21 protein-coding genes are annotated in these 25,351 nt (G+C 41.6%); 12 read left to right on the top strand and 9 right to left on the bottom strand.

Features of this window, described 5'->3' with window-relative positions:
- Positions 1-55: 55 nt before the first annotated feature.
- Positions 56-745, bottom strand: coding sequence for an energy transducer TonB (locus tag BUC07_RS06520; RefSeq protein ID WP_073167552.1), 690 nt, complete (start codon positions 743-745; stop codon positions 56-58).
- A 293-nt stretch (positions 746-1,038) separates the two neighbouring features.
- Here BUC07_RS06520 and BUC07_RS06515 point away from each other — a divergent pair, with 293 nt between their 5' ends.
- Complete coding sequence (locus BUC07_RS06515; protein WP_073167472.1) at positions 1,039-2,145, top strand: gamma-glutamyl-gamma-aminobutyrate hydrolase family protein; 1,107 nt, start codon at positions 1,039-1,041, stop codon at positions 2,143-2,145.
- Positions 2,146-2,185: 40 nt separating this feature from the next.
- Here the strand turns inward: BUC07_RS06515 and BUC07_RS06510 are convergent, their stop codons facing one another.
- From BUC07_RS06510 to BUC07_RS06480, 7 genes are all read right to left on the bottom strand, one after another.
- Positions 2,186-4,696 (bottom strand): AsmA family protein, encoded by a 2,511-nt coding sequence (locus tag BUC07_RS06510; protein WP_073167468.1) that lies wholly within the window; start codon positions 4,694-4,696, stop codon positions 2,186-2,188.
- Positions 4,697-4,781: 85 nt separating this feature from the next.
- Positions 4,782-5,399 carry a transposase gene (locus BUC07_RS06505; protein WP_073167465.1) on the bottom strand — a complete coding sequence of 206 codons (618 nt, stop codon included), beginning with the start codon at positions 5,397-5,399 and terminating at the stop codon, positions 4,782-4,784.
- A 127-nt stretch (positions 5,400-5,526) separates the two neighbouring features.
- Positions 5,527-6,768 (bottom strand): competence/damage-inducible protein A, encoded by a 1,242-nt coding sequence (locus tag BUC07_RS06500; protein ID WP_073167461.1) that lies wholly within the window; start codon positions 6,766-6,768, stop codon positions 5,527-5,529.
- 55 nt (positions 6,769-6,823) lie between these two features.
- Positions 6,824-7,228 (bottom strand): HEPN domain-containing protein, encoded by a 405-nt coding sequence (locus tag BUC07_RS06495; RefSeq protein WP_073167458.1) that lies wholly within the window; start codon positions 7,226-7,228, stop codon positions 6,824-6,826.
- Positions 7,225-7,542, bottom strand: a complete 318-nt coding sequence (locus tag BUC07_RS06490) for a nucleotidyltransferase domain-containing protein (protein WP_073167455.1) — start codon at positions 7,540-7,542, stop codon at positions 7,225-7,227. The genes BUC07_RS06495 and BUC07_RS06490 overlap by 4 nt, the downstream gene beginning before the upstream one ends.
- Before the next feature lie 103 nt (positions 7,543-7,645).
- Positions 7,646-8,881, bottom strand: a complete 1,236-nt coding sequence (locus BUC07_RS06485; RefSeq protein WP_073167452.1) for a M48 family metallopeptidase — start codon at positions 8,879-8,881, stop codon at positions 7,646-7,648.
- Positions 8,882-9,088: 207 nt separating this feature from the next.
- On the bottom strand, positions 9,089-13,519 hold the full coding sequence (locus BUC07_RS06480) for a T9SS type A sorting domain-containing protein (protein WP_073167449.1): 4,431 nt from the start codon (positions 13,517-13,519) through the stop codon (positions 9,089-9,091).
- Between the two features lie 173 nt (positions 13,520-13,692).
- Here BUC07_RS06480 and BUC07_RS06475 point away from each other — a divergent pair, with 173 nt between their 5' ends.
- From BUC07_RS06475 to BUC07_RS06465, 3 genes are all read left to right on the top strand, one after another.
- Entirely contained in the window at positions 13,693-14,457 is a 765-nt protein-coding gene (locus BUC07_RS06475) for a ThuA domain-containing protein (RefSeq protein WP_073167446.1), read from the top strand.
- A gap of 111 nt (positions 14,458-14,568) precedes the next feature.
- The gene (locus BUC07_RS06470) at positions 14,569-14,850 is read left to right on the top strand and encodes a transporter suffix domain-containing protein (RefSeq protein ID WP_073167442.1); all 282 of its coding nucleotides are present in this window, start codon (positions 14,569-14,571) and stop codon (positions 14,848-14,850) included.
- Between the two features lie 80 nt (positions 14,851-14,930).
- On the top strand, positions 14,931-16,082 hold the full coding sequence (locus BUC07_RS06465; RefSeq protein WP_139279495.1) for a formylglycine-generating enzyme family protein: 1,152 nt from the start codon (positions 14,931-14,933) through the stop codon (positions 16,080-16,082).
- Positions 16,083-16,133: 51 nt separating this feature from the next.
- On the opposite strand, the gene BUC07_RS06460 is transcribed toward BUC07_RS06465, so the two are convergent.
- Positions 16,134-16,721, bottom strand: a complete 588-nt coding sequence (locus BUC07_RS06460) for a porin family protein (protein WP_073167439.1) — start codon at positions 16,719-16,721, stop codon at positions 16,134-16,136.
- 219 nt (positions 16,722-16,940) lie between these two features.
- On the opposite strand from BUC07_RS06460, the gene BUC07_RS06455 reads away from it, so the two are divergent.
- The 8 genes from BUC07_RS06455 (at position 16,941) to BUC07_RS06420 (ending at position 25,341) form a co-directional block, all read left to right on the top strand.
- Positions 16,941-17,720: an NIPSNAP family protein gene (locus BUC07_RS06455; RefSeq protein ID WP_073167436.1), complete on the top strand. Its 780-nt coding sequence runs from the start codon at positions 16,941-16,943 to the stop codon at positions 17,718-17,720.
- 248 nt (positions 17,721-17,968) lie between these two features.
- Entirely contained in the window at positions 17,969-19,015 is a 1,047-nt protein-coding gene (locus tag BUC07_RS06450) for a galactitol-1-phosphate 5-dehydrogenase (protein WP_073167433.1), read from the top strand.
- Positions 19,016-19,028: 13 nt separating this feature from the next.
- On the top strand, positions 19,029-20,738 hold the full coding sequence (locus BUC07_RS06445; RefSeq protein WP_083578136.1) for a DUF5060 domain-containing protein: 1,710 nt from the start codon (positions 19,029-19,031) through the stop codon (positions 20,736-20,738).
- Positions 20,739-20,906: 168 nt separating this feature from the next.
- Positions 20,907-21,524, top strand: coding sequence for a TetR/AcrR family transcriptional regulator (locus tag BUC07_RS06440; RefSeq protein WP_073167427.1), 618 nt, complete (start codon positions 20,907-20,909; stop codon positions 21,522-21,524).
- Positions 21,525-21,595: 71 nt separating this feature from the next.
- Positions 21,596-22,885: a TolC family protein gene (locus BUC07_RS06435; RefSeq protein ID WP_175552476.1), complete on the top strand. Its 1,290-nt coding sequence runs from the start codon at positions 21,596-21,598 to the stop codon at positions 22,883-22,885.
- A gap of 126 nt (positions 22,886-23,011) precedes the next feature.
- Positions 23,012-23,911, top strand: coding sequence for an HlyD family secretion protein (locus BUC07_RS06430; protein WP_073167546.1), 900 nt, complete (start codon positions 23,012-23,014; stop codon positions 23,909-23,911).
- A gap of 71 nt (positions 23,912-23,982) precedes the next feature.
- Entirely contained in the window at positions 23,983-24,357 is a 375-nt protein-coding gene (locus tag BUC07_RS06425; protein ID WP_073167422.1) for a four helix bundle protein, read from the top strand.
- A gap of 63 nt (positions 24,358-24,420) precedes the next feature.
- Positions 24,421-25,341 carry an ABC transporter ATP-binding protein gene (locus BUC07_RS06420; RefSeq protein WP_217652655.1) on the top strand — a complete coding sequence of 307 codons (921 nt, stop codon included), beginning with the start codon at positions 24,421-24,423 and terminating at the stop codon, positions 25,339-25,341.
- The last annotated feature ends 10 nt before the right edge of the window (positions 25,342-25,351 follow it).

Raw genomic sequence — 25,351 nt, 5'->3', positions numbered from 1 at the left:
TGCAAACTAAAAAATTAGTTGACCCGGAAATAATTTTCAATCACTATGTAAATTGTTATTGTAACTGAAAATTAATCACCGCATTGTAATAAACCTTAACCGGTTTTCCACGCTGTTTGCCGGGTTTAAAATTGGGCAAACTGTTTATAACCCGCAGGGCTTCTTTATTCAGTGACTGATCAACTCCCCTCAGAACTTCGGCATTGCTTACGGCACCCTGCTCGTTTACTACAAATTTTACATACACTTTCCCCTGAATGCCGTTCTCCTGGGCTATTATAGGATAGTTTACTGCATCATTAATATATTTGTACAGTGCCCTGTCACCTCCCGGAAATTCTGCCGGATCCTCAGCGAAGTAAAAAATTTCTTCCTCATCTTCCTCCTCCTCTTCATGCGTTTCCAAAACCGGTTGAATATCAATAATTGTTTTATCGTCGGCTTCCGAGTCCTGAATCACAAGCTCATCATCAATTTCCACATCATCTTCCACAATATTCAGCACCTCCACAACTTTTGGCGGCGGCGGTGGTGGCGGTGGCTTCACTTCGGGCGCACGCGTTATTGGTATAATCTCCTCCTCCACTTCATCTGACACCAAAATGCCGAGCGATTCTACTTTGCCGGGGTTAACTTTCCAGTTAAAGGCCAGAAAAGTGAATGACAAGGCAATTACAAGCCCGGTTAAAAAGAAGGTATTCCGCTTGTTTTCGAGGTCTGCTTTGTTCGATTTTTTTGTTTCCATAATTCTTAGTTTTAAAAAATCATTTAAACTGAAGTACATTTCTACTTTCAATGCAATCCGGATTGTTTCTCTCCTCCTTGTGATCAATCAGCTTTTTGTTTCTTGTTTCAAATATAAAACTAATATTTTAGTTTTCAAACTAAATTATTAGTTTATTGATATATTTTATCACAAATGACTTATTATCAGATTAAAACAAAACTAAGTTTTTAGTTTAAATAAAATGTTTCAGGTTCATTATTGTAATGTTTTATGCATAAATCTATATTTGAAGTGTCATTCAATTTTTGATTATGAAGAAGTTTAGTTGGTTTCTTCTTTTTATTGCAATTGCAATCCACCTTTCGGGTCAAAATTTTTTCAGGGAAAATTTTGATACCGATAAAAAATACATCCTGCTCGCAAATCCAACCACAGCCAACTTAACAACAGTTAATTATCTTGTTAACAATGGATTGCTTAAACTCAATCTTGATGAAATTCATTTTGTGGGAGTTTATTATGAAAACCAAAAATACGATTTTGCAAAAACCCGGGAATTCATCGAAAAAAATGGCTACCATCATTTCAAACTGCATGAATTCAGAGGCAACCTGAATGAAAACAGGTTGTTCGAGAACAATATTTTTTCGGAAGAGTTAAAATTTGTTTTTCAAAATTCATCGGGAATAATTTTTTTCGGCGGCCCGGATATTCCACCGGCTGTTTACGAGGAGCAAAATTCGCTTTCGGTGGTTACTGATACTGAAAGGCATTACTTTGAAACCACTTTCCTTTTTCATTTGCTGGGGGGATTTCAAAATGAAAATTTCACGCCTTTTCTGGAAGAAAACCCGGAATATTTTATCACCGGTTTTTGCCTGGGCATGCAAACCATGAATGTGGCCACTGGTGGCACACTTGTTCAGGATATTCCGGCAGAAATTTACGGTGCCCAAACCGATGAAAATATCCTGCAAACCGGCAAAGAAAATCTACACCGCAATTACTGGCAGAATGTTTCAAACGACTCCAAACTGATGGGCATCAATTTTCACTCTATCCGGTTTACTGAACACCCGTTTTTTACCCGCAAAGTAAATATCAGGAAATCATCTACCCCGAAGGTTTGCAGCAGTCATCACCAGGCTGTCAAAAAACTGGGAAAAGGAATGGAGGTTACAGCTGTTTCACCCGACGGAAAAATTGTAGAGGCCCTTGCCCACAGTACTTACCCACACGTTTTTGCCGTGCAATTTCATCCCGAGGTACCTGCCCTACACGAGAACCGCGAAAAATTAAAATTCAATCCCGATGATGAACCCCGGACTTATCACAAAATCATCGGAAAAGAAGGCAGAAAATTTCATAAAAAATACTGGAAATATATTTCAAAAACGATAAAGAAAGCCGGAAGATAAACAGGCTTAGCAGAAGCCGGCAAACCAATGCGATGCCTGGTTATTTGAACAGATCCTTAAGTCCTTCGCCTATCTTATTCAACGATTTCTGCAAATCATCCTTTGTAGATTTTCGAACCTCTTCAGTAATCTTTTTCCGGGCATCATCCAGGTTGATTTTAACTTCCGGTTTTCCCACAGGGCCACTCAAAAGCACTGATGCGGGCAGTAATTGTATGCGCTCCTCGCCGGGCAACACTTTAAGTATATTTTCAATATCGGGGCCGAATGCCTCGCGCTGCACATTAAAATCCAACCTCAAATCGAGTAGATTCTGTGTGTTAAGGTTTCCGGCGATGGTTGTCTCCTGCCCTGCCACGCGTGTTGTAAAAGGTTTCAACTGAATGGTTCCGTCATTTACTTCAACAGAAGCCTGGAAATCATCAACCTTTACATTCTGAAGACGTTCCGATTTGAGCAATCCTTTTAATTGATCAAACATGGGAGATTCAACAATCTGCAGATTTTCAGTACTGAACAATCCGCTACCGTCGATTGTAGGCGCAATCAAACCAAAGCCAGAACTAAGCTGACCGTTTACTTTCAGGTTGGTGTTGAATTTTCCCTGGCTTTGCCGGGCAACGGGAAACATTTTTTGCACACTGGTAAGCGTTTGAAACGCAACAGGAATATCAATATCAGCCAAATCGAAACCAAAATCAAATAGCGGTTGGTTTTCCGGTGTATTTTCATAAGAACCGGTTAATTGGAGCTGGCCGTCGAGCATGTGCATGTTCAGACCGTCGAGGATAAGCTTTCCGTTGCGGGCTGTTATCAGGCCATTTACGTCGGTAATGGGCAGCTGTTCAAAAATTACCCGCTGAATGTTGGACTGAAAAGTGAAGTCAATATTTTTGGGCACATCAAAAACCAAAACTTCCTCATCATCCTCAACTGTATTCTCATTTGATTCAACAGTTTGGGGAACTTCTTCCGTTCTGGAATCATCAGCTACCTGCAGACGAAGCAGTTCGTTCAAATTAACCAGCGAAGAATTCAGTTGCAGGTTTCCGGCCAGGGTTCCGTCTTTCAAAACATAATTCAGGTAATTGGATACATTCCCTGCCAGCCGGAAATCGCTCTGTCCGATATTCATGTTTAATCCGTTTAGCGTGACGGCTTGGGGTGTGAAATCAAGCTTACCTTCCGGCACCAAAATTCTCTGGGTAAGTGAAGGCGATTCATACACAAACTGATTGAGCAAAACAGATCCGTCAGACCGGATTTTATCGTACTGCTCGTTTTCAATGGCCGAATAGTTGCCTTTCACCACCAAATTGGCGTCGATCAATCCGGCAATATTTACGCTGTCAAGCGGCAAAGCATCTTTCAATTCATCAAAATTGACTTTCCCGATGAAGTTCCCGTCGAAATAGGGATCGCTAACCAAATTTTTCAAAACAAGTGACAAATCCACCGGGCTGTTTTTCACTTCAGCATGTGCTTTTTTAATGTTCACCTCGGTTAAATCAAGCACTCCCTGCGGTTTTACAATTGACACATCTGCCGAAATATTTTTGATTTCTTCGGGAAGGTCGGCATAGTGCACGTTGCCATCCGCCACATCCATTTTAATGTCGAGAGCAGGATAATCGTCACCCAGGTAGAAACCTTTTACCGTTCCCGATATTGCTGCCGTTCCGCTGGTTTCAATATCTTCCAGGTACGATTCGTAATCGGGCGGCACCAGTGCCAGGAAGTTATCAAATCCCGACTCTTTTGTTTTCAGCTGCAAATCGAAAAACATGCTGTCGTTGGGCATCTGAATCAGGCCAAGCACTTCCAGCGGAAGGCGATTAACAAGCAGTTCATTCTCCTGGATTTCGATATCCATCACTTCGTAATCCACATTCAGCACAGTGCGGGTTTCAATGGCCAGGTTAGAAATATAATTCGAGCCTTCATAATTCAGCGAAAGTCGGTCGGATGTTCCCTCGGCAAGCAGTTGGGCTGCTGTTCCGTACATTTCTCCTGAAATATTGATGTCAATGTTTTCGAGCTGCAGAAGCATATTCAGGTCGCGGTCGTCGTAAATAAAATTGGCACCGGTAATTTCAATCATTTCAAGCTGAAGTTCCATTCCACTATCTTCAGCAGGTTCTGGTGCTTCTCCGGTTTCTTTGGCAATATCCCAGTTGGCATTTCCGGTTTCCCCCACAACAAGTTTCATCTGCGGGTTCACCAAAATAATTTCTTCAATGCCTATTTGTTCCCGGTTAAATAAACTTCCCAGTGGAGTATTTGCCTGTAACGATGATATAGCAAGCAATGTATCGGTTTGAAATTCACCTTTTCCGGTAACCAGAACATCTTTCAATTCGAGTGTGAGTTTTGGAAAATTGCGGAATAAAGAAAGTTTAAGGTCCGCAAATTCTACTTCAGCATTTACATTTTTATTGATGGTGGTTTTGGTTTTCTCCATCAGTGTTCCTTTAAAAAACAATGGGATGGCAGCCAATGCGGCAATTAACAAAACCACTACTATTCCGATAATTATAAGTGTTTTTTTCATGTTCTATTTTTAATTATAATAAACTCGTCACACAACTCGTGGAACCACTTTGAGTGGTGCCACGAGATGGTAACAAAAGTTTCAATCAGCTTTCAAATAAATCAATTAAACGTTCATCAATGAAATAATTTGTTTGATTTTTAATTTCATCGACGTTCAAATCTAAAATCTCCAGAGTTAGTTTTTTGTTCACCAAAGTCCCGTTTCTTTTACCAATATAATCGTTGTATGATGAAAATTCCCATTCTTCAGGATTTGCCACAAAACCTGCCACAACTGGATTTTGATGGATATAATGGAAGCAATAAAAATCATAACCTAAACTGGTTGGCAAAGAAATATGATCACTTTTAATCTCGGTTAGATTTTTCATTTTTGTGTTTTGCCTGAACAACGAACCAGACTTGTTTTCCTGTTTATTTATTGCTCGTGTATAACTGCTGAGCATAATCCGCAAATTATCAGAAAAAACAGATACTTCAGCATCATTCTGATATCTGGTAACCAACTCCGATTTTTCTGTCGTGTATATCATTAAGTGAAAATGATTAGGCATCAAACAATAAGCCAAAATTTCACAATATGGGAAAATGTGCTTTCGAATTTTATGCAGGAAAAAGAGGTAGTTATCACGATTAAAGAATATTTTCTGGCGATTATTTCCCTGATTATAAACATGATAAATTTGATCTCTTTCGGGCATAAAAAAGTATTTTGAATTTTTCTGTCGAAGTTAGGGAATATTTCTTAAAACTCGTTCTTAAAACTCGTGGCACCACTCGCAGTGGTTCCACGAATTCACGAATTCACGAATTCACGAGTTCACGAGTTCACGAATTTAAAACCAACCTGCGCAACATTTGCAAAGCCGTTTGGCTGGAACGGATAATATTCCGTTCACGGTTGTCGCCAAACACAAATTTTTCGGCAACTGTTTTATCCGGGCCTGCAACTGCAATCCATACTGTACCTACTGGTTTTTCTTTGGTTCCGCCTGTTGGGCCGGCAATACCACTGGTGGCAACTGAAAAGTGTGCATTCAGCTTGCGACTGACGCCTTCGGCCATTTTACGAACAGCCTGTTCGCTTACAGCACCATTAACATCGAGCACCTCTTTCGAAACATCTAACAAATTTTGCTTCATTTCATTGGAATAGGCAGTTACACCTCCTTTGTACCACTCCGAGCTACCTGCCACCGAAGTGATAAGGTGCGAAATAAAACCACCGGTACAACTTTCAGCAATGGCCAAAGTTTTACCTTTCTTTTTCAGAATTTCACCAATTACTCCGGCCAAAGTTTCGTTATCGTACCCGAAAATATTTTCAGGAATAATTTTCTGCAATTTTTCAATTTCCGTTTCTACCTGCTTTTTCAGCAACTCTTTATCTTTTCCAATTGCTGAAAGTCGCAACCTGACAGCCATTGGGTTGGGAAGATAAGCAAGTTTTATATTTTCAGGTAGAGCATCTTCCCATTTTTCAATCATTTGGGCAAGCATCGATTCCGGCAACCCTTGTGTTAAAACCGTTTTGTGGTAAATGGCTTTTGCTTTCCCGTTATTTTCCAGCCTTGGTAAAATTTCAGATTCTACCAGGTTTTTCATCTCGAAAGGCACTCCGGGAACAGAGACCAAAATGGTATCGTTTTTTTCGAACCACATTCCGGGTGCAGTGCCTGCTTTATTGGGTATTACAGTACAATTTTCAGGAACCAGCGCCTGGTCGTGGTTTAGTTTATTCAGATCGATATTGCGGTTTTTGAAACGCTGTTTGATATGCTCAAATGTCGGTTCATGAAAAACCAGTTTTGTGTTGAAATATTCGCACAACACATTTTTGGTAATGTCATCTTTTGTCGGCCCCAGTCCGCCGGTGAGAATTACCAGGTCAACCTTTTCTTCTGCATTTTTTAATGCTTCCAGAATGTGATTCTTATCATCGTGAACCGATGTAATCTGGTAGATTTCGATTCCGTGCAGGTTAAATTGTTCGGCAATCCAGGCCGAATTGGTATCAACAATCTGGCCAATCAGAATTTCATCACCAATAGTTATTATTTCTGCTTTCATTTATTTTAGTTTCTCAAAATATTAGTTTCCAGGGATATGCGTTCACAATTGGATTTCACGAATCATTTTCCATAAATTGTATAATTTCATCAATATATGATTGAGCTGAAATTATCATAGGTTGTACATCTTCCTCTGCTAAATTAAAAAGATCATCGTAATCACCCGTTTGCCTTAATTCATATAATTTTGAGTAGAATTTACCGGCATCTTTTGAAATCATTCCTTTTTTTATAAAATGTAATCCGAGAAGATGAATGACTCCGCGATGGGTTTGGGCTGCATATTCATTTTTAACCAGAAGGGCACTTGTTACATAATAACATGCATAATAGAGTCTGTTAGCAACGGCATTCCAATACCCTAAAGTAGCAATTCCTTTAGCCTCATCAAGCGTATCTTTACTTTTCTGAATCCGAAAAGCTACAATAGCATGTCTTTCATCTTCTGATAAACTCATAAAATAACCGCCTCTCTTTCAACATTTTTATAAAATGGGGTAAAACTGCGTTTTTTCCACTCAGCTTTTGAATAGAGTTTTACTGAAAATTGTTCACCTATTTCCCAACCTAATTCGTAAATGGGATATGAAATTAATTCATAATCTGACGGCTCTATTTTTTCCTTATTTAATATTACAAGCAAATCCCAATCAGAATCGGATTTTGCATCTCCCCGCGCACGTGATCCGTATAATAAAATCCGGGCATTCGGTGCAACAGTTTCCAGAATCTGTTTTACTTTGCTTTTGATATGTTCATTACTTCTTTTCACTACTATTCAAAGATATAAAATTTCAAAGAAGCGTTAATAATTACATTTTTGCGAACAAACAAAATAATCAATAAGCGCTGTTGACAAATTTGCCTGATTTTGATTATTCAAATTTCCTCAAATGTCTTAGTCGCTGTAACAGCGGAGGATGGGAATAGTTGAAAAACACGTAACGCGGATGCGGCGTAAGGTTGCTCAGGTTTTTTACCGAAAGTTTTTTCAGGGCAGAAGCAAGTGCTTCAGGTTTGTAGTTTTTAGCGGCAAAAGCATCGGCCTGGTACTCATTTTTTCGGGAAAGTTTGTTCATGAAAATCCCCAAAACAAATGATACCGGCGAGTACAAAATTCCAAAAGCAATCAACCCAATGTGGAAATTAGGTTCTTCCACTCCAAGTGCGCGGCTCAACAACGGACTGTCAATCAGCAATGAAAAAATGAAAAGCACAATCCCCGTTTGAATCAGTGAAATAATCAATCCCTGGATGATATGGTTCTTTTTGTAGTGTCCTATTTCGTGTGCCAGAACAGCCACCAGTTCATCGGTTTCCATGTCGTTGATTAATGTGTCGTACAAAACAATACGCTTTTTTGGTCCGAGGCCAGTAAAATAGGCATTGGCTTTTGCCGAACGTTTTGAGCCGTCGATCACAAAAATATTGTCGAGTTTGAAGCCAACTTTCTGCGCAAACTCTTCGATGGCAGTTCTCAGTTCACCTTCTTTCAGTGGTGTTTGTTTATTAAAAAGCGGGACAATCAGGTTGGAATAAAACATCGACATAAAAATGCTGAAAACTGCCACCACCAGCCAGGCATAAATCCAGAACATATTTTGGGTCTTCTGGTAAATAAAAATTACGAGTGCCAGCAAACCGCCGCCAATAATGGCACCCAAAAGCCAGCCTTTTAGCTGGTCAAATACAAATGTTTTGGGCGTGGTTTTGTTGAAACCGTACTTCTCTTCAATCACAAACGTATCGTAAATGGAGAATGGAATATTCAAAATATCGGATGCAAACATCAAGATTCCGAAAAATAGTAATGCTGCCAAAATGGAATTTGAAGTTATGCCCCCCACCAAACTATCTACGTAAGCAAAACCATAAAAAAGAAACATAACCAGAATCAGCACAAAACTGAAAGTTCCGGTTATCATTCCAAACCGCTGGTTTTCTTTCTGGTAGGCCTGCTGTTTTTTATATTTTTCTTCGTCGTAAATATCTTTCACCTCGTCCGGTAGTTTTTTGCTCATCCGGGTAGTATTCAGGTAATCGAGGTAATTCTCGAACAGAAAGTCGAGAACAATGATGGCGATGATGCTCCAAAAAATAATTTCGTGCATGTTGTTATTTTATTGAAGTGCAAAGATAATATTTGGGTGACGCAATTACCTGTGAAGTGATTACTTTTTCGCTCATTATCCGTCAAGCGGATTCGAACAGCTGGACGGATTTATGTAAAAAAAAGATGGCACCTCATCATTGAAATGCCATCCTTTTTATGAACCAGTCAAAGCTTCACATTGAGTGAGACTATGGCGAAACTTATTCTACCGGTCGATCACCACCGATTTACTGCGGACTTTTCCTTCCGAGTAAAGGAAAACCCGGTAAACACCGCCTGCCAAATCACGGACATCGATGTCGGTGTTGTGAACCCCGGGGAAATTATCTTTCGGATTCAGCACTTTAATAATTTGCCCCAGCGGATTTACCAGCCTGATTTCCACATCCTGCTGATTGCCGGTGGCATAAGTCACCCGGAATGAACCATCCGATGGATTCGGATAAAGGTTGATGAACTCAAACATGGAAGCTGACTTCTCACCTGGAATTTCTACAGACGAGATGACCGAATCAGGATTGGCTAAATCGATTTCTCCATCGAACACCACGTTGCCCTCTTCACTAATCAGCGCCATACCCAATTGTGGCAGTCCGCCTTTCAGTACAAGATTGAAAGTAGGCGCTTGTCCTGAACCCGGCCTGTATGGGCACGTCAATTCAAAGAATGCATTGTGCCTTGACATATAACTTTCTGTGCCGTCGGAAATGCCGTCGTCGTCAGAATCCGGATCAATGGCGCCGGGAGTTACTCCAGGGTCACCATCGTCACAATCACCTGTGCCGCCAATGGCAAAGAATTCTGCATCACCATTCAAATCCTCTTCATCTGCAAATCCAAATGAAACATACTTAATGCTTTCGTCCAACTGCTCAGCCATTTCGGGACTGACAGAAACAGCCACCAATTTGCTTTCTACACCAACTTGCACCGGGTCCCACGGACTTACCACAATGGGTTTTCCGTTCCAGTTAAACTCGTAGCAACATTCCGTACCGTCACATTTAGTAACACAGACAGTTATTTTTCCCTTGTAGTTGAATGCAGTCAGGGTGAACAACATATTATTTACAGCCTGCGGGCTAAGTGTTCCCGATGCCGGAATTGATGTTGAGTTCCAACTCTGGCCGGATGCAGTTCCGTCAATAGTTAAAGTGCCGGTATTAAAATTACCCGCCGGTGAGGAACTGATTTCAACCGAACATATCGGGTTGGAAGGATCGGGATTAATAATCTCGAAAGTACCGACATATTTGCTGAAGTATGGCCATGAACGACGCAATTTAAAATCGATAACAGGACAGCAGTCTGAAGTTGGTTCCGCCGCTTCACAATCCATTTCAACGCGTCTTTCACATTTTTCGCCGTTTGCGAAGTAAGCTACATAACTCACAACCACAACGCCTGTTGAATCAGGGGTCACGCAGGTAATCAAATCTGCAGATGTTGAATTTGTATCAAAAGTGAAGCTGCTCTGTCCTGCAAATCCTGATGAAAGAGAAGTGCCGTTTAAGGTAGCAGTTGCAAATATTCCGTTGTGGATGTTCACAACAACTGAATCGGTTTCGCACTTGGAAACAAATTGGGCGCAACATTCACCAGCTAAATCAGGATCCTGGAAAATATCTACTGTAACAGATTCGCAGCATTCAGAAGTGGTAGCTTCGCAGTCCATTTCAACACGCTTCTCACATTTTTCGCCGTTTGCGAAGTAAGCTACATAACTCACAACCACAACGCCTGTTGAATCAGGGGTCACGCAGGTAATCAAATCTGCAGATGTTGAATTTGTATCAAAAGTGAAGCTGCTCTGTCCTGCAAATCCAGACGAAAGCGAATTGCCGTTTAAGGTGGCCGATGTAAAGGTTCCGTTAGTGATGTTCACTACCACTGAATCGGTTTCACATTCTGAGACAAACTGTGCGCAACATTCTCCCAAATCAGGATCCTGGAATACCTCCACTTTCACGTTTTCGCAGCATTCAGAAACCTGAAGCGAATCTGCTGTAATACAAACCGGGGGTGCAGCTATTGGCGTCAGCGCAACAGATTGGGCTGTACCATCCAGCAGGAAATTTGCAGTGGAAATGGCTGCAAAATCGTTGCAGGAAGTCTCCTGAAGTGTGGCATCTGCAGGCACTGTAACATCAAAATCTTCGCGCAGGGTAACACCCGGAGCCAGTGCAAATGTTCCATAGTCCATTCGTATGTTTTGTCCGGAAGAACCGCCTGCCCAGCCCGAAGTAGTGCAGCCTGCATTTAGTCCAAAGTCGGGCAAACAAATATTTTGCCCGGCTGCATAACTGAAAGATGCAGATGGAGAAGTACCTGAAGGGGACAAAGAAGTTGTATGTGTGCCGGAATTAACATAACCGACTCCAAACTGACTTCCACGCGAAGTGTTTCTGTTCAAAATCAGCCAGTCGTTAGCGCCATCGTTCATCGCAAGCAGGTCAACAAGACTGACGGAAGTTACAGGTACATTCGATGTGTTTTTGTAATTCAACCGGTAACGGGCTGTGCCTCCTGCGCCAACGGTAGCCGACGAAGCGAAGTTGTTGCCATTGTCGCTGCTCACCTGTTTTTCCACTTCCTGACCGAAATTGGCAACTACCAGCACGTTTGCCGTATTGGAAGTTACAGCAGAAACCAGGTTTCCGCCCGAAATTTCGTATTTATTTGGCGTTACGCCCGGCATGGCCATACTGTCAACCATCACATCGAATTCAATATAGTGGTAAGGCAATGTCCAGGTTCCGTAATAGCCACAGTAACCAACGTAAAACAACTGACAATCGGATGCAATGTCGGGCAATTGCCATTCAAGATTGTTCCCGCTGTGATTAGGCGTTACGCCTGTCCATGCCGTCGCTCCTGAAGGCAAATTCCCACTACCCGAGCAGTCGGGATTATAATTACTGGCTACATAATAAGTTTCATTTCCCACATAAGAAAAATTACTGTGCAACGCATCCTGGATGAAAGCTCCTGAAATATCGGCGCTGCCAATATTCTGCACACGCATTCTGAAACGTAAAATATCGCCCGGCTCATAACTGTCTTCCGGTGAACAAACTTCTTTCAGAATACAGGGTTTGGGTTCGCCCTCGCCAACTGTAAACGAAACACAGGCATCATCCAGTGTCAGATTGTTTGACAAACCATCGAAAGATGCACAGTTTTCAATCACAGTGCCCGGCGGGTTGGCATCCACTGTAAAATAAATGTACAGGTTAATCCAGTTATCGACGGGAAGCGAACCTGTCATTTTCCACTGCAGGTCATTCACGGTAATACTGAGTGGCCCCGAATTATAAAAATTTGAAACAATACTGGAATTGATAACATCGTTTCCTGAATTCGCAGTTAGCGACATGGATGTGGTTGCACTGCCACCAAAAACACGAACACTGTTAACGGTTATGCCTGAAGGAATAGCATCATCAATATCAAATGCAGACAGAGACACATTCCCGTTGTTCTTAAAAGCAATACGATAATAACCATCGCAACCGGGAACCCGGTTGGTCATGTAAATAAATTTCTGAAAATATGCATCAGGATTAGGCTGAATAGTCGCCACTTCTATGCAGGTTTCGTTACTGACATGCGAAACCTGTGCATTACACATATCGCCATCGAGTGTGGCATCGTTGGTAATTTGTGTCCCGTTGGGAAAAGTAGCCGCCGGATAATACACGGTGATATCGCAATAATAATATGCATAAGGTGTTGCAGCATTGAGCGTTCCGCCGTTAGGCTGCCAGGTAAATGTATTTCCCGATGCAGTTGCTCCGCAACTACTGCTGACAAAAACCGCTCCGGCAGGCAAAACATCGGTAACCACTGCATTATTCATATTTTGCTGACCGGTTACATTGCCGTAAAAAGGACTGTTTTTCAAAACCGAAAGGCGGTAAGTCACCGTATCTCCGGCTCCCATCAAATAGCCACAGCTTCCGCCGTTTGGATTTACAATGGCACCTGAAACGATTGATTTTGTGACACGCCAGGGATCTTCTGCGGTGGCTGTAGTACTCACATGAGGAGTGTTATACATTTTGTCGTTGATACGAATTCCGGCCTGATTACGCACACTTGTTCCGTCGCAGGTTACTCCTTCAGGAAATTTAACAACAATTGTAAACGACCCCGATGAAGCACTTCCTGAGGGAAGCGAACTTAGTGAATAAGTTACCGTTTGTCCTGAAATGTTTACCGAAGGGGTTACTCCATTCACATTGGAAACAGGTGCAACTGATACCACTTCGAGGCTTGCGGGGACATCGTCCTGGATAAAAACATCAGTCGCTCCGGCAGGGGCCGAAAACATAATGGTATAACTGAAATTTACTCCGCTCTGAATTGAGGTGTTGCTCACAATTTTTTTTAGCGAATAGCCGCCCTGACCATTCCATTCGGCTTCATTGGGGTTACCGGTTTGTGCATTGACATCTGCACTTCCAAACAAAATCAGGAGTAAAGCAAAAAAACCACTAAATAGTAATTTTAATTTGTTTGCAGAGTGAACTGAAAAACCGGAATTATGTAATTCCCTTTCGGCTTTTTCATTTTTCTTAATTTTTTTACAGATTGATTTTGAATTAAATAACTGGGAGAAGTAAAAATTTTTCATAAAATAAGAGATTTATAATGATTATGTTTTGTCCATTTCTGTCAGCCAAATATATTAAATATTCATACTAAAAGGTATTTTTATATTGATAATTTAAATAAAAACTCCCCAAGAGCCTATTCGCTGAAAGGATTTTCTTAAAATTGTAGTCAAATTCTAAATCAATAAATTCAATGAAAGCATTGCTATCTTTTTTATTTGCAACACTCTTTTTAGCAACAATTAGCTGTTCAGCCCAGGAAAGTGCAGAACAAAATGAACCACTTAACATCTTGGTATTTTCAAAAACAAACGGATTTCGTCATGCCTCCATTTCATCGGGCCTGAAGATGCTGTATGATTTAAGCCGGGAGCAAAACTGGGTAATTACTACAACTGAAAATCCTTCTCTTTTTGGAAAAGATTTTCTGGATAATTTCGATTTGGCTGTTTTTCTGAATCCTACCGGAGATGCAATTGACGATGCAGGACAAGATGCCTTTGAGAAGTTTATGAAATCGGGCAAAGGGTTTGTGGGCATTCACGCCGCTGCCGACCATGAATATGAATGGCTCTTTTATGGCAACCTGGTAGGAGGTTATTTCAAAACGCATCCACCTGCACAGGAAGCCACAGTGGTTTTTGAGAATTACGATCACCCGGCCATGGAACCATTTAAAGGAATGGATACTTACACTACTTTCGACGAGTGGTACACATTCAAAAGAAACCCACGCCCGAATGTTAATGTGCTGGCAACTGTTGATGAAAACAGTATTAAAAAATCAAAAAATGATGACTGGAAAATGGGAGACCACCCCATCATCTGGTGGCACGAAGATAACGGAATCCGCTCTTTTTATACCGGATTCGGACATACTCACGAGGCTTTTCAAGACGAATTAATTATTGAGCATATTAAAAATGCCATAAACTGGGCAGGCAAACGCATTGATTAATCTTTTTACAAACTCATAAAATATTCAGGCATCCGTTCTTTTGGATGCCTTTTTATTTTTTAACAAGAACAAAATTAATTTTATCCGGTTAATATCAGAAATTCGGGTAAAATGAAAAAGAAGAAAAACTGGCAGATAAAACTGGGAATTTCCATGATGGTGTTTTCAGGCGTATTTTTCGCAGCCACATTTGTTATTCCAATGCTTGACCTACCGGCAAAAACGAAGATAATCGCATCAACTGCAAGTTTAATTGTCATGGAAATTGTTTTCTGGTCGGGCGGATTACTGGTTGGAAAAGAATTATTTACCCGTTACAAAAAACAAATAAATCCCAAAAACTGGTTCAAAAAGAAAGTGATTGAACCAGAAAAATCTTCCAAACATTCCTGAACCTCTTTTCATTTCCATAAGTTTTTTGTTTTTTTGAACTGGTAAAAGAATAAAATATATTTATCTCTACGACCTTAGCAATGAAAATTAAGAATTTATTACTGTGCCTAATTTTTGTTATAGGAGTGAGCTGCAACAACCCAAACAAGAAATCAATTACTGAGAAAAATAAAATTAATTCTGAAATTGCAGTCACTGATATTATTCCTCGACAACAAAACAGCAGGTCAGATAAAAAAAATTCAGAATTGACTCCGATTATTGATTCCTTAAAAGCCACCAATTCCAAACTTAAAAATATGGTTTTTGTTCCCGGCGGAGTTTTCAACATGGGGGCACGCGATGCGCAATTTGCACGGGAAGACGAGTATCCTGTTCACCCGGTAAAAGTAAACAGCTTTTTAATGGATCCACACCCGGTTACCAATGCCCAGTTTCAAAAATTTGTGGAGGAGACAGGATATATTACAACAGCTGAGCAGGATATCGACTGGAAAGAATTAAAAAAGCAGCTGCCTCCTGAAACCCCAAAACCAGCCGACAGTCTTCTGGAAGCATCATCATTGGTATTTACTCCCACCGACCAGCGCGTTAACCTTAACGATGTGTCGCAATGGTGGACCTGGGTTCGGGGTGCCAGCTGGAAGCATCCGCAGGGACCGGGAAGCAGCATCGAAGGAATGGAGAATCATCCAGTAGTGCATGTGAGCTGGGAAGATGCCACTGCGTATGCAAAATGGGCCGGGAAAAGGCTCCCTACCGAAGCCGAGTGGGAATACGCAGCGCGGGGTGGCAACGACGATCGTATTTACTCCTGGGGTTTTGAAAGAATAAATGAAGGCGCACCAAAGGCGAATAGCTGGGACGGAGAATTTCCTTTCTACAATTCGCAAGATGATGGGTTTAAATTACTGGCTCCTGTCGGACAATTTCCACCAAATGATTTCGGATTATACGACATGGCCGGAAACGTGTGGGAGTGGTGTGCCGATTTGTATCATCATGACTATTACAAAACATTTGACACGAAAAAGATTGCGGACAATCCTCAGGGCCCCGCTGAAAGTTACGACCCAATGGAACCGAATGTAGCCAAAAGGGTCATCCGTGGTGGTTCATTTTTATGCAATGATTCCTATTGTTCGGGTTACCGGGCAGCAGCCCGTATGAAAAGCAGCGAAGACACCGGCATGTCGCACATTGGATTTCGATGTGTGGTTTCGGTGAAATAAAAAACGCTCCTGCAGATGAGAAGCGTTTAAAGGCAATTATTTCAAGGGCTCCTAAAAAATTTTATACCCAAGCGAAATCATAAAAGTGCTGTTTTTGCCATCCAAATCGGAATTTACCTGGTGCTTGTAAATATTTGCACCGTTTTCCATCCTGAAATCAATGGTAAACCCCATTAAATCGGCTCCAATTCCATACTGAAAAGCAACGTAGTTATCTTTGTAATACTCGGGCTCCAACAAGTCGTCGCCATCAATTTCATTGGATGTGAGCACACTAAAAACCGGCCCACCCATTAAACGTACATTGGCTCTTTCACCATCAATAATTTTAAGACCTAACAGCAGCGGAACATCTACCGAATTGAAATTAAAACTGGAAGCAATATCAAGTGCTTCACCCTCCAGTTCTCCACCTTTAGCGCTAAAATAGGCTTCGGGCTGAACAAAAATTCGACCAAACCCGATACGTCCAAAAGCACCAACATGGTATTTTATTATCGATTCAGAATTAATTTCGCTTTTTTTGAAGGTTACCTTCGAATTGTTCAACCCGGCTTTTAAGCCTAAATCAAACGTAGGCTGAGCAATTACTGACGCAGAAAAAACAATAAATAATAAAGAAAAAATAATTCTTTTCATGGCATTTATATTTTAATGTTTCACATTGATAAACGAATATAGTTAAGAACAAGTATATCTTTTTAAATCAAAATGCAATTTTATTGCCACAAAAACCGGGCAATTTATTACAAATCAAGAATACTATTCATTTGTTTCCCTTGCTATTGCTATATAATTGTAAGATTTACTATATTGGCAGTTACAAATTAAAAATCAATAACTTTAATCAAATTGATAATGAAAAGAAGATCGTTCCTGAAAAAATCAGCTGTAGTTGCCGGAAGTGCATTCACTGCAAGTTCGCTGCACGCGTCAGCATCAGTTCCTCCGGCAGAAAAAGATTTTTACGAATTGAAAGTTTTCCGGTTGACCGGTGGCGGAGCCAGAAATCAGCTAAAAAAATATTACAACGAGGCCGTTATTCCATTTCTGGACAAGAGAGGTGCCAAAGTGGGTGCCTTCAATGAATACAGTCTGGAAGATCCTCCAACAATGTATATTCTGCACGCCCATAAAAGTCCGCAGGAATACTGGGAAGCAGTTCAGGAAATGAAATCAGATAAAAAATTTCTTGATGCTGCACAGGAATATTTTAAATTGCCTGCCGACCAACCGGTTTACGAACGTTACGAAACCTTTCTGATGGAAGCTTTCGATGGCATCCCGCACTTTAAAATGCCCGATAAAAACCGTGGCTTGTTTGAACTGAGGACATACGAGAGTTATAATGAGGATGCCGGTCACCGGAAAGTTAAAATGTTCAATAAAGAAGAATTGCCGTTATTTGAAAAAGTAGGTTTGCATCCGGTTTTTTTCGGGCAACTTTTGGCCGGACGCTTCATGCCGGCACTCACCTACATGCTCTGGTTTAAAGACATGGAACAACGCGAAACCAACTGGGGCAAATTTGGATCAAGCAACGAATGGAAAGAAATGAAGGATAAACCGGAATACGCCAACACCGTTAGTAAAGTGCGAAAAAAATTCCTGCTGCCGGCGGATTTCAGCCAGATTTAAGCTCTATTGATATCAAAAAAAAAGAAATCTCAAATCCAATTTATTGAAATGCGCTGTTACAACATTTTGGAATACAGTTTTTAACTGAAAAAATAGAAGAAGTAACTTTTGAATTTGGATCTCGTAAAGCAAAAAATATCACTACGTCTGTTAAACTATAAATTCTGTTTAATTATTAAAAAGGAGTGCTTCCCGTACTCCTTTTTGATTTTCTCATTTTGAAAACAACCTTTTTTAAATTGTTAAGCATGAAAGCACTTGTACTTGATGAATACAACCAGTTAAATTACCGCGACTTTCCTGAGCCAAAAATTCAGTCTGATGAAGTTTTGATAAAAGTGAAAGCCTGCGGAATATGCGGAAGCGATGTGCACGGGATGGACGGCAGCACCGGCCGCAGACAACCTCCGTTGGTCATGGGGCACGAAGCCTCCGGCGAAATTATTGAAACAGGCAGTGAAGTTGCCAAATGGAAAAAAAGCGACCGTGTAACTTTCGATTCAACGGTTTACCCGCTAAACGACTGGTACACTCTGAAGGGTCACTACAACCTGAGCGACAACCGCCAGGTAATGGGCGTTTCGCCAAAAGAATTCAAACGCCACGGTGCTTTTGCCGATTTGGTGGCCGTACCGCAACACATCCTGCATAAAATTCCTGACTATGTTTCATTTACCGAAGCCGCCATGGTTGAACCTATTGCTGTGGCAGCCCATGCAATCAACGTTTCAGGGCTGAAACCGGGTGACAGCACGGTGGTTGTGGGCACCGGAATGGTGGGTACATTTGTAGTGAAACTGCTGAAAATTTTTGGTACAACCCCGGTTATTGCTGTCGATATCGATGAACAAAAATTGCAGCTTGCCAAGGAATTCGGTGCAGATTACACTTTCAATTCCGACGATAAAAATCTTCCTAATAAAATTGAAGGACTCACAAAAAACCGGGGGGCCGATTTGGCTTTTGAAGTGGTAGGAATCACCGATTCGGTTAATACAGCGATTAATTCCATCCGGAAAGGCGGCGCGGTTGTTCTGGTAGGAAATCTTTCACCCGAAATTCAGTTTCCATTGCAAAAAGTGGTCACACAGGAAGTTAAAGTTCAGGGCAGTTGCGCCATAAATGGCGAATACGAACTGGTGCTCGATTTGCTCGCTTCCAAAAAAGTGGATGTCAGCAAAATGATTTCGGCTGTTGCCCCGCTCTCCGAAGGTGCCGACTGGTTCAATCGCCTTTACAACAAAGAGGCCGGGCTGAACAAAGTGATTTTAGTGCCCGACAACAATTCAAAATGAAACAAACAACACCATGAATTCAAATTTTTATCTTTCCGGGAAATCAATAGCTATCATGTTGGTTTCTGGCCTCTTTTCCTTGTCCGCATTTGCGCAGGATACCGAAATCATTCTGCCCGAAATTTCTGTTTCAAAAACCAATACATCAACCGTAAAGAAATACGAGAAATTTGAAGTGAACATCGAACTTGAAAATGTCAGTTACGAAAATCCTTTCGATCCGGAAGAAATTGATGTGTATGCCATTTTCAGTGCACCGTCAGGCAAAAGCTACCGGATAAACGGTTTTTACGATAATTTCAACAATGCCAACCAGTGGAAACTGCGTTTTTCGCCAAACGAAACAGGCGTTTACAATTACCGTTTATTTGTTTTCAACCAAAACAAAACAGGAGCATCGGACTATGGATCTTTCCGGGCGGTGGAATCAGAACACCGCGGCTGGATAAAACCATCGGACAATAATCCGCACTACTTTGAATACGACGACGGCAGCTCATATTTTGCAGTGGGTGTTTATTCTCCCTGGAGAAACGATCAGGAGCGTTTTGAAACTTTTGCAAAATACGATGCCAACCTTTTTGCTATCTGGGACATTGGATACGGCGGTTTTGTAAACGGCACCGGAATTATTGAGGAAGAACTGGGCAAATACAATCAGGAGAAATTGGGCCGGATTGATTCACTTTTGACCATTCTTGAAAAAAACGACATTAAACTGATGTACGCCATCTGGCCACACGATCTGTTTTCGGAGACTGTGTGGGCTGCCGAATGGGACAAAAATCCGTACCGCCACTTAATCGATGTGGAAGATGTGTACAGCGATTCACTGGTTTGGGAATATCAGAAAAAGAAGTACCGCTACCTGATTGCCCGTTTTGCGCACAGCCGCAGCTGGGGAATATGGGAGCTGATAAATGAAATGAACGGAACCGACGGCTGGCAGAAGGGTCGCCACGAAGAGGCGTACGAATGGGTGGCCAAAAGCGATAAATATTTCGAAGAGCATGATCCGTACAATCACCCCACCACCGCCTCTTTTAGCGGGGGATTTAACGAATACCGCGAACCGCTTTACGAGCGGAATGATATTCCCAATATCCATTTTTATCCGGAACAGGGCTGGCCGCTCAAATATCCGAAAGACTCGCTGCGAAGTGCCATGTACAACTACGCCTGGGCCACTCAGCGATTCTGGAACAAATTTGAAAAACCAGCCATTTTTGGCGAAGCTGGTGCAGATCTGGCCTATTTTGAAAACGACCGCGAAGAATACCACACCACCTATCACAATGCAATCTGGGTCTCCCTGTCGAACGGACTGGCCGGAATTCCGGTTTGGTGGCAATACACACATTTAAACGAACAGGACTGGCAACACCTTCAACATTTGTCAGGTTTTGTTTCCGATATCGATTTTGCAAACCTGCCGTACCAACCGGTAAAAGCAACGGCTGACGGAACCGATGTTTACGTGATGGATGCCGGCGACCACGCATTTGGATGGGCGCGTTCATACCAAGAAAGTACTATCAGCGGTGTTCAAATTCAAATAGAAAAACCTCAAAACGGAGAATTTGAAATTGAATGGTTCAACACCTGGACGAGTGAAACAATAAAAACAGATAAAATAACCGCTGAAAACGGCATACTGGAAATTAAAGTTCCGGAAATGAATCCCGCAAAACCAGATGTAGCTTTCAAAATTTCCGCCAATTAATTACATTCCATTTCATTGCTAAAATCGTCTGCCAATGAAACAATATTTTTACGTTACATAAAACTTAACCATTTGGTTAAACTTTTTACTTAAATTATTTGGTCAATTCAATTACATGATCTAATTTTGACCATCTGGTTAAACAAAATAGTTAAATTTCAGACAATAATGAATAACATAAAAAAAGACAACACCGAAGAAAAAATCCTGGATGCCGCACAAACTGTGTTTATCAGAAAAGGAATGGACGGCGCACGCATGCAGGAAATTGCGAATGAAGCCGGAATCAACAAAGCACTGCTTCATTACTATTTCAGATCGAAACAAAAACTGTTTGAGGCCATTTTCAAACAGGTTTTCAAACAGATTTTTCCTGATATCAAAGCATTTATCCACGCTGAAATACCCATCGAGAAGAAGCTTGGAATTTTTGTAGAAAAATACATTGATTTATTGATGAAGAACCCGTATTTGCCCTCATTCATTCTGCAAGAGATTCACCGCGATCCTGAGTTCCTCGCTTCCGTAATTAAAGGGCAGGGAATTGATCTGCACGAGCTTTTCACCATGCTTGGAAAAGAGATGGAAGCGGGCAACATCCGGAAAATGGATCCGCGTGAATTAATGATCAACATCCTTGGGTTGAGCATTTTTCCATTTGCTGCCAAACCGCTCATGCAACTCATATTTTTCGATAACGATAAAAAGGCGTACAAAGAATTTCTGAAACAACGAAAAGAAACAGTGAAAGATTTTATTCTGAATTCAATATTGCTGAAAGCTTGAAGCTTGCGACTTGAAGCTAAATGAGTCACAGTATCAGTCGCAGTTTCCAGTAAATGAAAAAATATTCAACAATGAAAAAACTACTTATCCTATTATTTCTTCCGGTGCAATTGGCATTTGCCCAGCAACCTGTCACGCTGGAAGAATGTTACCAACTGACGCGGGAAAATTACCCGAACCTGAAAAAGGCAGAACTGTTTCAGGAAATTTCGATGTTGAACAAGGAAAACATCAGCACGAATCACCTGCCCCAGGTTTCACTCAACGGACAGGCAACTTACCAGTCGGATGTGACGAAAGTGGATATCTCCATGCCGAATGTATCTGTTCCGTCGGTTTCCAAAGATCAGTACAAAGCGTACGCAGAATTCCGGCAGTCGATTTGGGACGGCGGCCTGACTGCGGCTAATCAACAACTGGAAGATGCTGTTCTGAAGAGTAACCTCAGCGAACTGGAAGTAGAATTGTACAAACTGAACGAACAGGTGACGCAGGCTTTTTTCACAATTCTGGCAATGAAACAGCAAAACGAAGTGCTGGAAGCGCAGAAAAAAGTGTTGCAGGAAAAACTGAGAATGGTGCAGTCGGGCATCCGCAATCAAACAGTCGAGAAATCGGCGGCGTTCTCCATTGAGGCAGAAATTATAACACTGGAGCAAAACGAATTGCAACTGGAAACCGGAAAGGACGCTGCCCTGAAAATGCTTTCCATCCTCACTGGAGAAGAAATTACGTCTGTGGCGGAATCCAAACTTCAAAAGACGGAAACAGGGGATAATGCAAAAATTGTGCGTCCGGAACTGCAGTTGTTCTCCAATCAAATGGCGCAGATGGAAACGCAAAAGAATCTGCTCGATAAAAAGCGAAACCCGAAAATGTTTGGATTCGGCCAGGCGGGTTATGGCAAACCGGGGTTAAATATGCTGAGTGATAAATTTGATACGTATTACCTGGTTGGCGTTGGCGTTTCATGGAATCCGTTCGACTGGAAACAGACCGAACGCCAAAAACAGGTGTTACAACTCCGTCAGGAAATGGTACAGCAACAGGAAAATACATTCAGCCAAAACATTCAACTGCTTCTGGCACAGCAATCAGGGCAGATTGAGAAACTAAAAAAAATGCTCGAAAAAGACGAAAAACTGGTGGAGCTGAAAACAGCAATCACAAAAGCCACTGCCTCAAAATTGAAAAACGGAACAATAAACTCTGCGGATTTCGTCCGCGATGTGCAGGCTGAAACTATTGCCAAGTTGAATCGCGAACTGCATGATATTCAGTTGAAGGAAGCAATAGAGAAACAAAGAATAATTCAGGGAAAAGTGGCAGAGGCAAAAGTGATCAGTGATCAGTCACAGTAGGCAGTAGAGACGCACAATTGTGCGTCTCCACCAACCCAATTCACCTGGTGACTCAAAGTTCACCTGGTGAATGAAAATAAAAGAAAACGCGCTAAGCGCATAAAAACAAAACATAAAACAGTAACAATGAAATACAATTATCTAATTATCGCAATCACCATCCTGTTTTTAGGATGCGAAAACAACGAGGAAAAATCAGATGCTTTCGGGAACTTTGAAGCCGACCCGGTAATCGTTTCTTCGGAATCATCCGGAAAAGTGTTTCAGTTAAATGTGGAAAAAGGACAGAAAATTGATGAAGGTTTTGTGGCGGCGGTTATCGATTCCACACAACTTCATTTAAAACTGAAACAGTTGGAAGCGCAGCAGAAAGCGGTGCAGTCGAAACGGCAAAGTATCCGGGCGCAAATCGATGTGCTGAAACAGCAAAAAGAAAACTTGCTGGATGACAAACAACGTGTGGAAGATATGCTGCAGGACGGTGCTGCCACAAAAAAGCAACTGGACGACATCACTGGTCAAATTGCAGTAATAGACCGCCAGATTGAAAGCACGCAAACTCAGTTCACCTCTGTTAACAGCGAATTGAATGTGCTGAAAACGCAAATGGCATCAACACGCGATTTAATTGACCGTTGTACGGTTGAATCGCCTGCAAATGGCACCGTCCTGGAGACTTATATTGAACAGGGTGAATTGGCCGGACCAGGCAAACCACTCTTTAAAGTTGCCGACATGGATGATCTGATTCTGAAAGTTTACGTCAGCGGCGCGCAACTTCCTGATGTAAAAATCGGAAAGCAAGTGGAAGTGCTCGTGGACAAAAACGCAAATGAAAACCAGTCGTTTGCCGGCGAAGTGGTCTGGATTTCATCGGAAGCCGAATTCACACCCAAGATCATTCAAACCAAAGAAGAACGGGTAAAATTGGTGTATGCAGTAAAAGTTAAAGTACAAAACGACGGCACGCTGAAGATTGGGATGCCGGGGGAGATTAATATTAGTCGCAGTGATCAGTCACAGTAAACAGTCGCAGTGAGCAGTCGCAGTCACAGTTTTCAGATAAAAAGAAACAAAATAATTTAAAAATAGAGATAATGGATTTCAAAAAATTAATTGTTTATCAAAAAGCATTCAAACTGGCAATGAAGATTTACAAAATCTCAATTTCATTCCCCAAAGAAGAAAAGTATTCTTTAATCGATCAAATAAGAAGATCCTCGCGTTCTACCTGCACTAACGTAGCCGAAGCTTATCGGAAAAGAATTTACCCAAAGCATTTTATCAATAAACTCACGGATTCAGATGGTGAAAACAGTGAAACAGTGGTGTGGCTGGATTTTGCTTTAGAATGTAAATACTTACCAAAAGAAACATACAATTCTCTGCATTCTGAATGTGTGGAAATAGGAAAACTGCTGAATTACATGATTAATAATCCGGATAAATTCGGAAGCAGTAAAGCTTTTTAACTGAGACTGAAAACTGAGACTGCGACTAAATTAATAAAATACAAGACATTAAATAAAATAAAAGTGATCATAATTAATGAAATAACAAAGTCCTACAACGAAACACAGGCGCTAAAATCCATTTCGCTGAAAGTTGAGAAAAACGAACTCTTCGGTCTGATTGGTCCTGATGGCGCTGGAAAAACTACATTAATGCGGATTCTAACAACGTTGCTGCTGGCGGATTCCGGTGAGGCCAAAATGGACGGTCTGGATGTGGTGAAAAATTTCAAAAAAATCAGGCACATCGTGGGTTACATGCCGGGGCGGTTTTCGCTGTACCAGGATTTGAGCGTGGAGGAAAACCTGCATTTTTTCGCCACTGTTTTTGGAACCACGGTGGATGAAAACTACGATCTCATCCGTGATATCTACCACCAGATTGAGCCATTCAAAACCCGCCGTGCCGGACAACTTTCCGGCGGAATGAAGCAGAAACTCGCCTTATCGTGCGCGCTTATTCACAAGCCCAAAATCCTGGTTCTGGATGAGCCAACCACCGGTGTGGACGCAGTTTCGCGGAAGGAATTCTGGGAAATGCTGAAAAAGTTGCAACAAAAAGGAATTACCATCCTGGTTTCCACGCCTTACATGGACGAAGCCGATTTGTGTGATCGTGTGGCGCTGATTCAAAAGGGTGAAATACTGGACGTGGATTCGCCACAACGCATTACCGAAAAATATCCGCACCGCATCATTCGCGCCCGCTCAGATGAAATCTACCGGTTGATTCAGGATTTGCGGGCATACGAAAAAGCGGAATCGGTATTTGCATTTGGTGAATTTGTCCATTTCACCGGCACCGATGACGATGTGGAACCCAGCGAACTGGATGATTATCTCCACAAAAAGAATCATAAAAATGTACTGGTGGAAGAGATAAATCCTGGGATAGAGGATGTATTTATGGGACTTATGAGGAGTGAGCAGTCGCAGTCGCAGTGAGTAGAAAGTA

Origin of the sequence: Tangfeifania diversioriginum, assembly GCF_900141875.1 — a bacterium.
GTDB classification, from domain to species: Bacteria; Bacteroidota; Bacteroidia; order Bacteroidales; family Prolixibacteraceae; genus Tangfeifania; species Tangfeifania diversioriginum.
This window is presented reverse-complemented; position numbering and strand designations above follow the sequence as displayed.

Excerpts from the sequence above, each read along its gene's own strand:
- BUC07_RS06435 (WP_175552476.1), top strand. The coding sequence starts at position 21,596 with ATGAAAAAACTACTTATCCTATTATTTCTTCCGGTGCAATTGGCATTT.
- BUC07_RS06460 (WP_073167439.1), bottom strand. The coding sequence starts at position 16,721 with ATGAAAAGAATTATTTTTTCTTTATTATTTATTGTTTTTTCTGCGTCA.
- BUC07_RS06480 (WP_073167449.1), bottom strand. The coding sequence starts at position 13,519 with ATGAAAAATTTTTACTTCTCCCAGTTATTTAATTCAAAATCAATCTGT.
- BUC07_RS06520 (WP_073167552.1), bottom strand. The coding sequence starts at position 745 with ATGGAAACAAAAAAATCGAACAAAGCAGACCTCGAAAACAAGCGGAAT.
- BUC07_RS06505 (WP_073167465.1), bottom strand. The coding sequence starts at position 5,399 with ATGCCCGAAAGAGATCAAATTTATCATGTTTATAATCAGGGAAATAAT.
- BUC07_RS06425 (WP_073167422.1), top strand. The coding sequence starts at position 23,983 with ATGGATTTCAAAAAATTAATTGTTTATCAAAAAGCATTCAAACTGGCA.
- BUC07_RS06470 (WP_073167442.1), top strand. The coding sequence starts at position 14,569 with ATGAAAAAGAAGAAAAACTGGCAGATAAAACTGGGAATTTCCATGATG.
- BUC07_RS06475 (WP_073167446.1), top strand. The coding sequence starts at position 13,693 with ATGAAAGCATTGCTATCTTTTTTATTTGCAACACTCTTTTTAGCAACA.
- BUC07_RS06465 (WP_139279495.1), top strand. The coding sequence starts at position 14,931 with ATGAAAATTAAGAATTTATTACTGTGCCTAATTTTTGTTATAGGAGTG.
- BUC07_RS06430 (WP_073167546.1), top strand. The coding sequence starts at position 23,012 with ATGAAATACAATTATCTAATTATCGCAATCACCATCCTGTTTTTAGGA.
- BUC07_RS06445 (WP_083578136.1), top strand. The coding sequence starts at position 19,029 with ATGAATTCAAATTTTTATCTTTCCGGGAAATCAATAGCTATCATGTTG.
- BUC07_RS06455 (WP_073167436.1), top strand. The coding sequence starts at position 16,941 with ATGAAAAGAAGATCGTTCCTGAAAAAATCAGCTGTAGTTGCCGGAAGT.
- BUC07_RS06495 (WP_073167458.1), bottom strand. The coding sequence starts at position 7,228 with ATGAGTTTATCAGAAGATGAAAGACATGCTATTGTAGCTTTTCGGATT.
- BUC07_RS06510 (WP_073167468.1), bottom strand. The coding sequence starts at position 4,696 with ATGAAAAAAACACTTATAATTATCGGAATAGTAGTGGTTTTGTTAATT.
- BUC07_RS06485 (WP_073167452.1), bottom strand. The coding sequence starts at position 8,881 with ATGCACGAAATTATTTTTTGGAGCATCATCGCCATCATTGTTCTCGAC.
- BUC07_RS06515 (WP_073167472.1), top strand. The coding sequence starts at position 1,039 with ATGAAGAAGTTTAGTTGGTTTCTTCTTTTTATTGCAATTGCAATCCAC.
- BUC07_RS06440 (WP_073167427.1), top strand. The coding sequence starts at position 20,907 with ATGAATAACATAAAAAAAGACAACACCGAAGAAAAAATCCTGGATGCC.
- BUC07_RS06450 (WP_073167433.1), top strand. The coding sequence starts at position 17,969 with ATGAAAGCACTTGTACTTGATGAATACAACCAGTTAAATTACCGCGAC.
- BUC07_RS06500 (WP_073167461.1), bottom strand. The coding sequence starts at position 6,768 with ATGAAAGCAGAAATAATAACTATTGGTGATGAAATTCTGATTGGCCAG.